Genomic DNA, 13,677 nt, shown 5'->3' with positions numbered 1-13,677 from the left:
GGTTCAGTGTCTCCCGCTGGTGTCGCCGCGGGAGCCGCCCGACTCGTGGATGGCGTCCAGGTTCCCGCTCTGGGTGGTGAGGATGTTCTTGAGGTTGGCGGTCGTGCCGTCGGCCACGGAGAGGACGGCGTCGGCCAGCGCCTGCCCGGTGTCGCTCGCGCCCTCCCGCTCCTTCTTCTCCTGCGGGGCGACCTCCTTGGCGAAGCTGTCGCTGGTGCCGGTCCAGTCCCGGGTCAGGTTCACCTCGTTGACGAAGTCCCGCATCATGTCCCGTGCGATGGAGCTGATCTGGTCGATCTGCCGGACACCGCCCTGGATGCGGCCGGGGTCGGCATAGTAGGAGTTGTCGTTGTCAGCCATGGTTCGCCTCGTCCTCCGCGTCCTCGACGATCTCGTCCCGCAGCCTGCGATCGCCCACCCGGCCGGGCGCGCCGCCCGGCTCCTCCAGCACCTGCGGCCCGAAGACCCTCGACCAGTCGACGTCGACACCCGTGAGTTCGGGCACCCGCGCACTCGGCTCGGTGAAGGGCCGGAAGGTCTCCATCACCCGCCGCGACATCCGCGTGCGGGCCTGACCCGCGCACTCCAGCACGCTGGCGGCGAGCTCGGCCGCCGCCATGGTGCGGTACTTCCCGTCCAGGAACCTCAGGCCCGTCAGCTCGCCCTGCGGGCCGACGGTGACCTCGACCGCGCGGTTGGCGGACCGCACCGTGACCGCCGCGCTCCTCAGCTCCTCCTCCGCCTGCGCCACACCGGTCTGGACGGCCTCCAGCTCGGCCATCGCCTCGGCGAGGCGCTGCTGTATCGACAGGGGCTGGGCCGGCTCCCGGCGCTCACCACCGACGCCGCCCATCAGCCGATCACCGCGGGGGCGCCGCCCTCGTCGGTGCCCCAGACGTCCTCGTCCTCCGGCACCCAGCTGGACCGCTCCCGGTCGCCGCTCTCGGTGGACTGGTTGCCCTGGCCGGCCGGGGATCCGCCACCGCCCGGGTAGCCGGGCGACCCGGAGCTGGTGGTGGGGGTGGAGCCGCGGGAGAGCACCATCTCCCGTTCCTCCTCCTCCCCGGCGGCCGTGCCGCGGGAGACGGTCGGACGGCGCAGCGAGGCGCCGCCCGTCTCGTCCAGCACCTTGCGGACCCGCTCGTTGCTGTTGGAGTTGCCGCCGCCGCCCATACCGCCGAGGCCGCCCGGGTTCAGCGGGGTGCCGCCGTTGGACGGGGTGGCGGCGGAGCCGGCCGCCGGGGACCCGGTGGGGGCGCCGAGCGCGCCGCCGCCGAACGGGTCGCTGTCGTAGTCCTCGTAGGCCAGGTCGTCGCCGAGATGCCCGTCCAGGCCGGAGTTGAGGGACCCGGAGTGCGAGGCTCCGGAGTTCAGGCCGCTCGTTGCCGGACCGCCCAGGGAGTGCTCCAGCGCATGGTCCAGCGAGTGGTCCAGGGAGTGCTCCGAGCCGTTCAGGCCCACGGTGGAGTGCCCGGCCGGCAGATGGGTGCCGGGCAGGTCGAGGTCCGGCAGGTGCGAGGTGTGGCCGCCGCTGTTCAGTCCCGTGCCCGGGTTGAGATGGGTGGTCGTGGTCGACCCGTCGGGGTGGGTGGTCGTGGTCAGCCCTGTGGCGGGGTTGACGGTGGTACTGGTGCCGTCGGGGAACTTCGTGGTGAGGGTCCCGTCCGGGTTGAGGGTCGTCGTCGACCCGTCGGAGTTCTTGAAGCTGCCGCCCGGGTTGAGATGCGTGGTGGTGGACCTGCCGCCGGGTGTGGTCGTCGTCAGGGAGCCGGTGGCCGGGTTGAAGGTGGTGCTGCTGCCGTCGGGGAGCGTCCTGGTCAGCGTGCCGTCGGAGTTGAGCCGGGTGGTGCCGCCGCCCGGATCGTTCAGACCGTTCGCACCGCCGCCCGTCAGACCGTTGAGCGCCGACGTGAACGCCGGGCCGGGGCCCCCGTTCAGACCTGCCGGGGTGCTGCCCGAGAGGAGCGGGTCACCGCCGCCCAGCGGGTTGCCGAGGCTGTTGTTCAGACCGGCGCCGAGGTTGTTCAGCCCGTGGCTCAGCCCGTTGCCGAGGCCGCTCAGGCTGTTGTTCAGACCGTTGCTGATCCCGTCGCCGAAGTTGTTGAGCCCGTCGTTCAGGTTCTTGCCGAGGCCGTTGAAGTTGTCGCCGAGGTTGTTGAGGTTGTTGCCGAGATTGTTCAGCCCGTCGTTGAGATCGTGCTGGTTGTTGTTCAGGATGTTGTTGAGGTTCTGCTGGTTCTGGTTGAGCTGATCCCGGTTGAGCTGGGTCTGCTCCTGCTGGTACGACTGGGACAGCGACGAGGTGTCCTTGGTCTTCAGCGGGTCCTCGAACTCGGTGCCCGCGTCGATCCAGTCGCCGTTGAGCGTGGACAGCGAGGTCGTGGCGGTCGGCACCAACTGGTTGTCCACGTACGAGTTCCAGCGGGCGACCGCCGCCTCGCCGAGCTTCTTCCAGGATTGGGTGTCGTTGAGGTCGCCGTAGGTCGGATGGTTCTGCTTGAACCCGCCGCGGGTCGAGTAGCTGGTGCTGGACCCGCCGTCACCGGTGCTGCTCTCCGTCTCGTCGATGAACGGCACGTTGTTGGCGAGCACCCAGGTGGACAGGTCGTCCAGCATCTCCAGGACCGCGCGGTGCGGGTCGTGCTCCCGGGTGTTGGCCCAGTTCGTCCACGCCGTCTGGAGGTTGGTGAGCTCCGTCACCAGCTGCTGCTGCGCCTTGGCCAGGGAGTCGCCGAGCTTGGACTTCGGGGTGACGCCGCCCACGGTGGTGTTGGCGGCGTGGTAGTCGGTGCCGCCCAGCTGGGTCACGTAGCTGTCGTAGTTCTTGCGCAGCTGGTGCACCAGATGCCAGAAGACGCCCGCCGCCTGGCCCTTCCACGACGACTGCTCGCTGCCCAGCGACGTCTCCCACTGCTCCAGGATCGTGGCGTGGTCGATGAAGAACTTGGCCGCGCGGTCGAAGGCGTCGGCGGTCCGCTCGAAGGAGTTGAGGTCCACGGCCTCCGCGTCGGCCACCGTGGCACCGGAGTAGGAGAAGCCCCGGGTGCTGTGGTCGGTGAGCAGCTTGTCGAGGGCCGCCTTCGCCCCGCTGATGTACTGCGACATGGGGCCCGCGTCCCACTGGTCGCCGTAGTGGCCGGTGAACGCGCCGCCCGAGCTCATCTCGCCCTGGTCGAGCAGCCGTGCCCTGCTCTTGTCGTCGACGGGCACACCGATCAGCACGATCCGCGCCCGCCGCATCGACACGCCGTCGTCGTGCTGCCCGTCACCGCCGGCGGTGTAGAAGACCAGGTCGTAGTCCTCGCCGTCGTGCTTCATCCAGCCGCTGATCGCCGAGTAGTCCTCTGCGGTGACCGCCCGGACGTCCATGTCCTGGATGTCCATGCGGAACAGCGGGATGCCCTCCTTGCTCTTCAGCTTGTCGAAGAGCGTCTTGCGGCTGGGCATGGGGTAGCCGGTGTACAGGTTGACGGCCTTGCCCCAGTAGTCGTCGGCGTCGTTGGTCGCTGGCATGGCGGTGTGTGCTCCGCGGAGGTGGGGGACGGATGAAAGGCGGGACAGGGGCCCGCGGGACAGCCCTTAGTGCTGTTCGCTGTGGCCGGAACCACCCGTGTCGCTCAGGTCGCCGTCGACGTCGGAGAAGACGTCGAGCAGCTTCTCGCCGTCGATCGAGCCCAGGTTGTCGCCCTGGGTCGCCAGCAGCGTCCTGATCGTCTCCCGCACGTCCGTGTCGATGTCCTTGAACAGCGTCTTCTGCGAACCGAAGATGTCGTCCACCGACTGGGCCATCGCCTTGACCTTCGTGATCAGGCTCGCCCCGTGGACGTCGTCGCTGCCCGCCATCAGCCCGATGGCGAGGAACGGGTTCTCCTGCAGGGTGTCGGCGGTGTTGCGGCCGTCCAGAAGACTCTTGAGCGCGCGCGCTCCCGCGGGGTCGTCCTTACGGATCTTGTCGATCGCGGTGATGAAATCCGCGAGATCCCCGTTGACGAAGGCCTGCATCCCGGCCTTGTCCAGATGGGTCAGGTCCGCCATCGCGTCCTCCTGCTCTGCGTCCTGCTGCGGTGCCCCGACCGCCGTCCAGGCACGGGGGCCGGACGGCGGAGGGCGGGATGTCGGTGCGGTCGGCGGCTCAGCGGCCGATCTGGACCTCGGACCACATCTGGGACAGGGAGTTCTCGCTGTACTTGTAGTTGCCGGAGATGTCCGTCAGCAGCGAGGCGTGCGAGGTGAGGAGCTGCTCCATGTTGTGCACCGCCTGGTCCCAGGCCGCCTGCTTCTGCGTGTAGACCTCGGCGTCGGAGCCGTACCAGGTCTTCTTGAGCTCGCTGAGCTCGGCCTCCAGCGACGACAGGGTGTTCGCGATGGCGCGCGTCTGCTGGACCATGTCGTCGGCCGCGTTCTCCATGTGGCCGTAGTCGACGTAGATGTATCCGTCGGTGAGGTTGTCGGACATGAGGCGTCTCGTCTCGGTCGTCGGTGCGGGGGTCAGGGCTCGGGCTGAGGGCGGGTCAGGAGCCGGTCAGCTGGTGGAAGACCGAGTCCGAGGCGTTGTACGCCTGGTTGATCGCGTCGTTGGAGGAGCCCTGCGCCTTGCCGTGCTCGGTCAGGCTCGTGTTGAGCTTGTCGATCATGTCCTCCAGGTTGCGCAGGATGACGTTGCACTGGTCGTCCCACTGCTGGAGGAGCTGCCCGTACTGGCCGCCGTCGCTGCCCTGGTAGCCGCTGGACAGGGTGGCGCGGGTGCCGTCCACGTCCTGGCGCGACTTCATGATGCCGCTGAAGGCCGATTCCAGCGCCTGGATGCCGTTGCGTGTCGCCTGCTCGCTTGACTTCTGGCCATCGCCTGCCATGGTCTGCCTTTCGATCGAACGAATGAACTGCTGTGCTGAAGATTAGAGTTGTTCTCGGGAACGGAGCAACGCGGCGGGAAATCCGTGCTCTCCGGGAGCAGTTGTTCAGCCGCGTTAACCAAAAGGCAACGTGAGGTGCCTTGAATTCGGTTGCCTCAAGAGGACTTGTCGGGCGCGCAGCCCGGTGGGGTGGTCGCCGCACCCGTGCCGCCGGTCGCCGCCGCCGGGTCGAGGTCCGGGCCGGAGGGCAGCGTCGACAGCAGGGGCGAGGGCAGCGCCTCGACGTCGCTCTGCCGGTACCCCAGGTCCTGCAGCGCCGTCGCGGTCGGCACGCGGTACTTGACGCCGTTGTCCGCGACGAAGTACGTCGTGTCCCCGACGGCCGAGCCGTCCGCACTGAGCGCCCGTACCAGCGCGCCGTGCCCCGGACGTACGACGGTGGCGTCCACCCGCAGGCAGGCCGGGACCAGCCGCTCGCTGTCCGCCTGCGCGGCCGGGCCGACCGCGGCCAGGGGCACCATGACCGTGGTGACCCGGGTCCCGCCGTGACCCGGCTGCACCTGGGCGCACGCCGCGGAGTCCGGCGGCACGTCCAGGGAGCGGGGTGGAGAGTCGGGCGTTCCGCCCGAGGCGGGGGAGCGGCTCTCGCTGCCGGGCGCCGCGTGCTCCTTGAGGGCGGCGGCGCCGATGACGAAGGCGGTGGGCGCCGCGCCCGCGTAGGCCTCCTTGCGGGTGGCGGGGTCGCCGAGCACGAGGGCGGCACCGGTGTCGGTGAGAGGCACCAGCCCCTCCCGGCGCAGCAGGTAGTACTGGGCGGCGGAGCCGGGCACCCGCACCTGGAACACCTGGCCCACGGTGGAGGCGTGCCCGTCCAGCGACGGCCCCGCCGTGCCGCGGCCGACGACCTCGGGCGCGGCCAGGTCGGGCCCGGCGACCAGCGCGTCGAGGAAGGCCGCGGAGACGGGCCGCGGGGTGACCGAGCCGTAGCCCAGCGAGACGGCGGCCCCGGACGCCTTGTCCAGCCGCAGCCGGCTGCCGCGCCACACCAGGTAGGTCGCCCTGTCCGGGCCCAGGACCACGACGCCGCGGTCCGCGGCCACCCCGGTGCCGGCCGCCGGGGCGCCCACGACCACGGCGGTGACGGCGGCCCGGGCTCCGGTGCCGCCCGCGTCCCCGGCGGCTCCCGCGCTCCCGGCGGCTCCCGCGCTCCCCGGGGCCGGTGCGGCGGAGCAGACCTGCCACGCCCCGTGGTCCAGGTCGCCCGCGCCCGGCACCGAGTCCGGGGCGCCGGGGATGCCGACCGGGGTGCCGACGGGGGTGCCGCGCAGCGAGGCGGAGCCCACGTCGGTGGTCTTGGTGCCGGGGCCGCCGATCAGCAGGGCCGAGGCGTAGTTGCGCACCGGGCGAAGACGGCCGTCCACGTACAGGTACCGGGCCCCGGTGTCCTTGTTGACGATGAGGCTGCTCGCGTCGCGCCAGGAGTCGTTGCCACCGGGGTTGATCAGCCCGTACACCGTGGCGCCCGCCGCGATCAGCACCGTGATGACGGTGCCGACGACGACGCCGCGCGTGGTGCGCCCGAGCGGGCTCTCCGGGGCGTCGGGGTCGGCCATCAGCATGCCGGAGGTCAGCCGGCTCATGACGAAGGTGTGGGCCTGCACCTGGTCGCGCTTGGACTGCATGGTCGTCTTCCTGTCGATCCCGTCGTGGGCCTGTCGCTGCTGCCGCTACGCCGTCTCAGCCGCTGACGGCCCGCAGGGCGCCGAAGAGGCCGAGCACCCACAGGGTCAGCGGCAGCAGGGCGATCGCCAGCAGGGAGTGCAGCAGTTCGAAGGCCCGGCCCCAGTACGGGGCCATGCGCCGGCCCGGGATCGTCCAGGAGGCCACGGCAAGGACGGCGGCCAGGGCCAGCAGCCCCCCGACCAGGGTCGGCCGCTCGCCCGCGTCCAGGGAGGCGGCGTACTGGACGGCCAGCAGGAACACGCCCCACGCGCCCGGAACCACCAGGCTCAGCCGCTGCCCGGTGTTCACCATGCCCCGGCCGTGCAGCAGCAGGAGCAGGGACAGGGCCAGCGCGGTCAGCGCCTCGGGAAGGCTGGGACGGTGGCTCAGAGCGACCAGGCAGGCCGCGCAGACCACGCCCGTCGCCCCGTACAGCGCCGTCATCCAGCCGCTCGCCAACTCGGTGCGCGTGGCGACGTCCTCGCCCTGGTACGGCTCGATGCCCTCCTGGAGCTGCTGGGGGCTGGTGGGCAGGGCGGGCATCCGCATGCCCGCGAGCCGGAAGGACAGGGCCGGGACGAAGCCGCCGAACAGCACCACGATCGTGGCGACCGCCGCCGCGGCGGCGTCCACGGACACGTCCAGCACGCTCATCAGCGCGCCCGCCACCGCGCCGGTGAGCGCCACCACGGCTCCGGCCAGGAAGTAGGGGGTGTACACGGCCACCGCCGCCAGGGCCAGCACCGCGCCGCCCGCGCCCGCCGCGCCCGCCGCCAACAGCCTGGCGCCGAGCACATGGTGGGCGTTCGACCCGGCGATCTCCCCGCCCGGCAGCAGCCAGCCGGCCAGCGCCAGGCTCGGGGCGGCCAGCAGCCCCAGTGTCGCCGCGCCCGCCGCGTCCCCCACGGCGCGCGCCGCGGAGGCGGCGCCCGCCAGCAGCAGCAGGCCTGCGACGCCCGCCGCGATCGCGCGGGCGGCGACCGGGCCGCCCGGCCACGCCAGCACGCCCAGGCCCGTCAGCACGGCGGCCACGACCAGCGCGCGCAGCAGTCGCCGGCTCGCCTCGGTGCTCCAGCCGTGCAGGGTCTCCCGGGTGACACCGGCGATCCCGTCGACCAGGTCGTCCAGCCGCACCTCGGGCAACGCCTCGGTGTGCGGGCGGAGATAGAGCACCTCGCCGTCCCGGACGTCCAGGGTCTCCAGGGTGCCCTCCTCGTCGAGAGGGCGGCCGCCCGCGCGCTGCAGCACCCAGCCGCCGTGCTCCAGGCCGCTCTCCTCCAGGTCCTCGCCCGCGTGCCGCAGCAGGATCGGGAGGAGGTCGGCGACCGGCACGTCCGCGGGCACCGCGAGGTCGAGCACATGGGCGGGGGCACGGACGGTGAGGCGGCACAGGCCCGCCACCGAGGTGTCAGTCATGAATGAGGGTCACGCTTCCCGGGAGGCATCCGAGGCGACTTGGACACATGTGTGAGGCACGTTTGGACGTGCGTGTGATGCACATGCAGACTACTGCTGTCCAGGCGGTTTCCGTGAACTGCCCCGAGGTTGCCCCCTGGTTGTCCGCGGTTGTCCACGTACGGGGGCGCGTCGTCCGCGACGCGAGGGCGTCAGGTCCGCGCGTCGCGTCGCCGCAGAAGGAGCCGGTTCGTTGAGTGTTGTCCTGTTCCGCCGTCCCGGTCGCCGACGCGGCCCGCAGATGCCGCAGGGGGAGCTGAACCTCCAGGAGCCGCCCACGCTCCCGGAGACCGTGCCCGACAACGCGGCGGTATGGACGTATCTGCCCATGGCGATGATGTCCGTCTCCATGATGCTGATCTTCGTGCGGCCCGGGGCCTCGGCCAGCGTGTTCACCTACATGGCGCTCGGCATGATGGTCCTGGCCGCCGGCGCCATGATGGTCGGCCAGGTGATGCGCAAGGGCAGCGACCGCAAGCAGCGGCTGCGGGGCGAACGCCGCGACTATCTGCGGTATTTGTCCCAGACCCGGCGCAAAGTTCACCGAGCCGTGATCGAACAGCAACTGGCCCTGGCGTGGCGTCACCCGGCGCCGGCCACCCTGCGTTCCATGGTGCGCACCACCCGGCTGTGGGAACGGCGTCCCAAGGACGACGACTTCGCCGAGGTCCGCATCGCCGTCGGCGACCAGCAGCTGGCGATGCGCCTGACCCCGCTGTCCACCAAGCCCGTCGAGGACCTCGACCCGCTGTCCGCGCACGCCCTGCGCCGGTTCGTACGCGCCTACAGCACCGTCCCGGAGCAGCCGATCGCCCTGTACCTGCGCTCCTGGGTGCGAGTGCTGATGCGCGGCGACGAGAACGCGATACGGTCCGCCGTGCGCGCCGCCCTGTGCCAACTGGCCCTCTTCCACCCGCCGGAGGAGCTGTGGATCGCGCTGTGCGTCGCGGACGAGCGCCGCGCGGAGTGGGAGTGGGCCAAGTGGCTGCCGCACAACCTGCATCCGCAGGAGCAGGACGGCGCCGGGCCCGCCCGCATGGTCGCCACCGCCTTCAACGACCTGGAGGACCTGCTCGGCGCCGAGTTCACCGAACGCCCGGTCTTCGACGCCGACGCGCTGCCCGGCCGTGACGAGCCGTTCACCGTGATCGTCGTCGACGGGGTCACCGTCCCCGCCGGACACCGCCTGGACGGGCCCGGGTTCCGCAACGCCGTCGTCCTCGACCTGTCCGGCGCGCTGCGCTGGCGCCCCGGCCGCACCACGCTCCGCCTGGACCTGCGGCCCGACTCCCTGCGCCTGGTGCGCACCGACAGCAGCCGCAAGGAGCAGACGACCCCGCTCGGCCGCCCCGACGCCATCGGGCCCAAGGGTGCCGAGGCGCTCGCCCGGATGCTCGCGCCGTACCGGATGAGCCTGACCGCCGAGGCCGTCGAACCGCTCTCCACCGACGTGGAACTCACCGCCCTGCTGGGCATCCCCGACCTGCACCGCCACGACCCGGCCACGCTGTGGAAGCGCGGCACCGGCGCCGCCCGGCTCCGCGTCCCCGTCGCCGTCGGCGCCGACGGCGCTCCGGTCGAACTGGACATCAAGGAGGCCGCGCAGGGCGGCATGGGCCCCCACGGCATGCTGATCGGCGCGACCGGCTCCGGCAAGAGCGAACTGCTGCGCACCCTCGTGCTCGGCCTCGCGCTCACCAACTCCTCCGAGACGCTCAACTTCGTCCTCGTGGACTTCAAGGGCGGCGCCACCTTCCTCGGCCTGGACGAACTGCCCCACACCTCCGCCGTCATCACCAACCTGGCCGACGAGGTCGCGCTCGTGGAGCGCATGCAGGACGCCCTGCACGGTGAACTGATACGACGTCAGGAACTGCTGCGCGCCGCGGGCAACTACAGCTCGGCCCTGGAGTACGAGAAGGCGCGCGCGTCCGGGGCCGCCCTGGACCCGCTGCCCAGCCTGTTCGTGGTCGTGGACGAGTTCAGCGAACTGCTCGCCGCACACCGTGAGTTCATGGACCTGTTCGTGATGATCGGCCGCCTCGGCCGCTCGCTGGGCGTGCATCTGCTGCTGGCCTCGCAGCGTCTGGACGAGGGGCGCATGCACCAGCTGGAGAGCCATCTGTCCTACCGCGTCGGCCTGCGCACCTTCTCCGCGATGGAGAGCCGCGGCGTGCTCGGCGTGCCCGACGCCTACCAGCTGCCCTCGCAGCCCGGCGCCGGCTTCCTCAAGAGCGGCGTGGAGGCGCTCACCCGCTTCCGGGCCGCCTACGTCTCCGGTTCCTACCGGCGGCGCCGCGGAGCCGAGGCCCGGGAGCGCGTGGCCAGCCAGGTGGTGCCGTGGACGGCCGGCTGGGTGGTGCCCCGCGCCCCCGTACAGCTCCCCGACCCGGAGCCGGCCACGGCGGAGGACGACGAGAGCGGCCCGACGCTGATGTCGGTCGCCCTGGACCGGCTGCGCGGCTCCGGCCCGCCCGCCCACCAGGTGTGGCTGCCGCCGCTGGGCCTCGCCCCCACCCTGGACGCGCTGCTGCCCGGCCTCGCCCCCGACCCGGAGCGCGGACTGACCTCACCGCGGTGGCCCGGAACCGGGCACCTGCGCGTTCCCGTCGGCCTGGTGGACAAGCCCTTCGACCAGCGGCGCGACCCGCTGGTGGTGGACCTGTCCGGCAGCGGCGGCCACGTCGGCGTCGCGGGCGGCTCGCAGAGCGGCAAGTCGACCGCGCTGCGCACCCTCATCACCGCGCTGGCCCTCACCCACACCCCGCGCGAAGTGCAGTTCTACTGCCTGGACTTCGGCGGCGGCACGCTGTCCTCCCTGGCCCGGCTGCCCCACGTGGGCGGGGTCGCGGCCCGGCTCGACAGCGAGCGCATCACCCGTACGGTGGCCGAGGTCACCGCGGTCCTCAACCACCGCGAGCAGCTCTTCCTGGACCACTCCATCGACTCGATGGCCACCTACCGCAGGCGCCGCACGGCGGGCGAGTTCGCCGACGAGCCGCACGGCGACGTGTTCCTGGTGGTGGACGGCTGGTCCACGGTCCGCCAGGACTTCGACCACCTCCTCCCCGTCCTCAACCAGATCGCCGCCCGCGGCCTGAACTACGGCATCCACCTGGTCGTCGCGGCGGCCCGCTGGATGGAACTGTCCGCCCAGGTCCGCGACCAGATCGCCACCCGCCTCGAACTGCGGCTCGGCGACACCATGGACTCGGTGGTCGACGTCCGCAAGGCCGCCACCGTGCCGCGGTCACCCGGCCGCGGCCTGACCACCGACTCCAAGCTGCACTTCCTGTCCGCGCTGCCGCGCATCGACGGCAAGGAGAACGCCGAGGACCTCACGGACGGCGTGGCCCAGCTGGTGGAGAGCGTCGCCGAGGCCTGGCGGGGCCCCGTGGCCCCGTCGGTACGGATGCTCCCGCACCGCCTCCCCGTGGCCGAACTCCCGGCCCCCGAGACCCGGGACGGCCTGCGCATCGCCCTCGGCCTGGACGAGGAGACGCTGTCCCCGGTCTGGCACGACTTCAGCCGCACTCCGCACCTCGTCGGCGTCGGCGACACGGAGAGCGGCAAGACCAACCTGCTGCGCCTGGTCGCCCAGGGCATCACCGCCCGCTACACCCCGGCCCAGGCGCGCATCCTGATCGTGGACTACCGGCGCGAACTGGCCGAGGCGGTCCCGGAGGAGTACCGCCTCGGGCACGCGGTGTCCGTGGACGGGCTGCGCGAACTGGTGGGCGGCTCGGCCCGCGCCATCAAGACCCGGCTGCCCGGCGCCGACATCACCCCGGCCCGGATGCGTCAGGCGGACTGGTGGACGGGGCCGCGGCTGTTCGTCCTCGTCGACGACTACGACATGGTCGGCGGCAGCAACGCCTTCGACCACCCCTTCGCCCCGCTCTTCGACCATCTCGCCCTCGGCCACGAGGTCGGACTGCACCTGGTCGTCGTCCGCTCGGCGACCGGCGCGAGCCGAGGCCTGAACGACCAACTGCTCCGCCGCCTGGACGAGGTCAACACCCCCGGCCTGCTGATGTCCTGCCCCCCGTCGGAGGGCTACGTCTTCGGCACCATCAAGCCCCGAAACCTCCCCCCGGGCCGAGCCCAACACGTATCCCGCCGCAAGCCCACCCTGATCCAGACGGCCCTGGCCGAGGAGTAGAGAAAGGCCCCCGCAGAAGCGCGAGCCCCCCCGCGCAGCACCTCACCTCTGTGGGGGGCGCGGGGAACCGCGCAAAGCACCACCACGCACCCGCACGCGCCATCGCACCCCAGGAGGCACCGATCAGGGGCGCGGGGAACCGCGCAAAAAACCCGCCACGCACCCGCACCCGCACACGCGCCTCAGGCGTCACCCCTCAGGGGCGCGGGGAACCGCGCGATTCCCCGGGCGTGCCCGCAGTCGACGACGCGCGGAAGCCGGCCCTCTAGGGGCGCCGGGAACTGCGCAGAGGGCCCGCGCGCCATCCCCGGGCCCGTCCCCGAGGAGCGACCACCGCGGCCCAGGCCACGAGCAGCACCACGCCCCCGCCCCCCAGGGCGACCAGCACCGCCCGGTGAGTGGCCTTCGATCCCGCCTCGTCGGAGGGGAGCCGAACGGCCCCGCCCCCGCCGCCACCCGACCGCACGGCCGGCAAGGCCCCCCGCACGGACGTCAGCGCCGCATACGGATCCACCCGCGCCACGTCCGCCGGATACGCCGTGGCCGTCAACCGGCGGCCCACCTCCGCCGCCGTCAGCGAGGGATGCGTGGCGCGCACCAGAGCCGCCGTCCCCGCGACATAGCCCGCGGCGAGCGAGGCCCCCGAACCGATGTAGTGCCCTGCGCCCTTGGGCCCGGGCCCGACGACCCCGTCCCCGGGCGCCGCCAGATCCGCCGCGCGCGGCACGTACGCCCCCCGCGGCCGCCTGCCCGCCACGTCCACGTCGAGCACGGACAGCACGCCCGGAGCGGCCGCCGGCCAGTAGTCCCGGGGCGGCGGCGCCGACGCGGAGGCATCGGTGGCGGGCGCGTCCGGGACCGCGGCGGCCACCAGCAGCACATCCCGCCCGGCGGCGTACCGCACCGCGGCGTCCAGCGCGGCGGAACTCCCGGTCAGGGCGGGGGAGACCGCCACGACCCGAGCCCCGGCATCCACCGCGGCACGTATCCCCTCGGCCACGCTCGCCGCCGTCGCGGCACCACGCTCGTCCGTGCCCCGTACGCCCACCACCCGCGCGCCACGGGCCACTCCCGCGAACCGCACGCCCTCCACCGGGGCCGCGGCGATGAGCCCGGCGACGAAACTGCCGTGCCCCACACAGTCGGTGCCCGCCCCGCCGACGGCGGTGACCCGGCCGCGGAGCGCGGGCGCCTGCGCCGACACCCCGGTGTCCACCACCGCGACCGTCACCCCGGCCCCGCTGCCCAGCCCCCACAGCCTGGACAGTCCCAGGCTCTGCTGCTCCCACGGCACCGCCGAGGCGACCGAACCCGAGGCCCCCGCGCACGCCGCCCCGTCGGCGAGCTGCGACCGCAGCACCGGCAACTTCACGGTGCCGCCCGCCGCGAAGGCCGCGGGGGCGGTGGCTCCCACCGCCGTCGCCGAGGTCAGGAGCAGCGGCATCAGGGCACCCAGGGCGCGGGGGAGGCGTCGCATGCCACGCA

The 13,677-nt window shown here is 72.6% G+C and carries 10 protein-coding genes; 1 reads left to right on the top strand and 9 read right to left on the bottom strand.

Annotated features, from left to right (window positions below):
• Positions 1-3: 3 nt before the first annotated feature.
• The 8 genes from AB0C59_RS17465 to eccD form a co-directional block, all read right to left on the bottom strand.
• On the bottom strand, positions 4-360 hold the full coding sequence (locus AB0C59_RS17465) for a hypothetical protein (protein ID WP_363005326.1): 357 nt from the start codon (positions 358-360) through the stop codon (positions 4-6).
• Complete coding sequence (locus tag AB0C59_RS17460; protein WP_363005324.1) at positions 353-853, bottom strand: YbaB/EbfC family nucleoid-associated protein; 501 nt, start codon at positions 851-853, stop codon at positions 353-355. The genes AB0C59_RS17465 and AB0C59_RS17460 overlap by 8 nt, the downstream gene beginning before the upstream one ends.
• Positions 853-3,513 carry an AAWKG family protein gene (locus tag AB0C59_RS17455; RefSeq protein WP_363005322.1) on the bottom strand — a complete coding sequence of 887 codons (2,661 nt, stop codon included), beginning with the start codon at positions 3,511-3,513 and terminating at the stop codon, positions 853-855. The genes AB0C59_RS17460 and AB0C59_RS17455 overlap by 1 nt, the downstream gene beginning before the upstream one ends.
• A 66-nt stretch (positions 3,514-3,579) precedes the next feature.
• Positions 3,580-4,035 carry a type VII secretion system-associated protein gene (locus tag AB0C59_RS17450; protein ID WP_363005320.1) on the bottom strand — a complete coding sequence of 152 codons (456 nt, stop codon included), beginning with the start codon at positions 4,033-4,035 and terminating at the stop codon, positions 3,580-3,582.
• A 97-nt stretch (positions 4,036-4,132) separates the two neighbouring features.
• A complete protein-coding gene (locus tag AB0C59_RS17445; RefSeq protein ID WP_363005318.1) occupies positions 4,133-4,456 on the bottom strand; it encodes a WXG100 family type VII secretion target in 324 nt (107 codons plus the stop codon).
• Between the two features lie 55 nt (positions 4,457-4,511).
• The gene (locus AB0C59_RS17440) at positions 4,512-4,853 is read right to left on the bottom strand and encodes a hypothetical protein (protein ID WP_363005316.1); all 342 of its coding nucleotides are present in this window, start codon (positions 4,851-4,853) and stop codon (positions 4,512-4,514) included.
• Between the two features lie 155 nt (positions 4,854-5,008).
• Positions 5,009-6,535 carry a type VII secretion protein EccB gene (gene eccB / locus AB0C59_RS17435; RefSeq protein ID WP_363005314.1) on the bottom strand — a complete coding sequence of 509 codons (1,527 nt, stop codon included), beginning with the start codon at positions 6,533-6,535 and terminating at the stop codon, positions 5,009-5,011.
• A 55-nt stretch (positions 6,536-6,590) separates the two neighbouring features.
• Entirely contained in the window at positions 6,591-7,991 is a 1,401-nt protein-coding gene (gene eccD / locus AB0C59_RS17430; RefSeq protein ID WP_363005312.1) for a type VII secretion integral membrane protein EccD, read from the bottom strand.
• Positions 7,992-8,271: 280 nt separating this feature from the next.
• On the opposite strand from eccD, the gene eccCa reads away from it, so the two are divergent.
• The gene (gene eccCa / locus AB0C59_RS17425) at positions 8,272-12,192 is read left to right on the top strand and encodes a type VII secretion protein EccCa (protein ID WP_363005485.1); all 3,921 of its coding nucleotides are present in this window, start codon (positions 8,272-8,274) and stop codon (positions 12,190-12,192) included.
• A 265-nt stretch (positions 12,193-12,457) separates the two neighbouring features.
• Here eccCa and AB0C59_RS17420 read toward each other — a convergent pair whose 3' ends face one another.
• On the bottom strand, positions 12,458-13,669 hold the full coding sequence (locus AB0C59_RS17420) for a S8 family serine peptidase (protein WP_363005310.1): 1,212 nt from the start codon (positions 13,667-13,669) through the stop codon (positions 12,458-12,460).
• Positions 13,670-13,677 lie beyond the last annotated feature (8 nt).

It is taken from the genome of Streptomyces sp. NPDC048664 (assembly GCF_040650555.1).
Taxonomy (GTDB): domain Bacteria; phylum Actinomycetota; class Actinomycetes; order Streptomycetales; family Streptomycetaceae; genus Streptomyces.
Note: the sequence above shows the minus strand (reverse complement) of the source record. Positions and strands in the feature narration are given on the sequence as shown.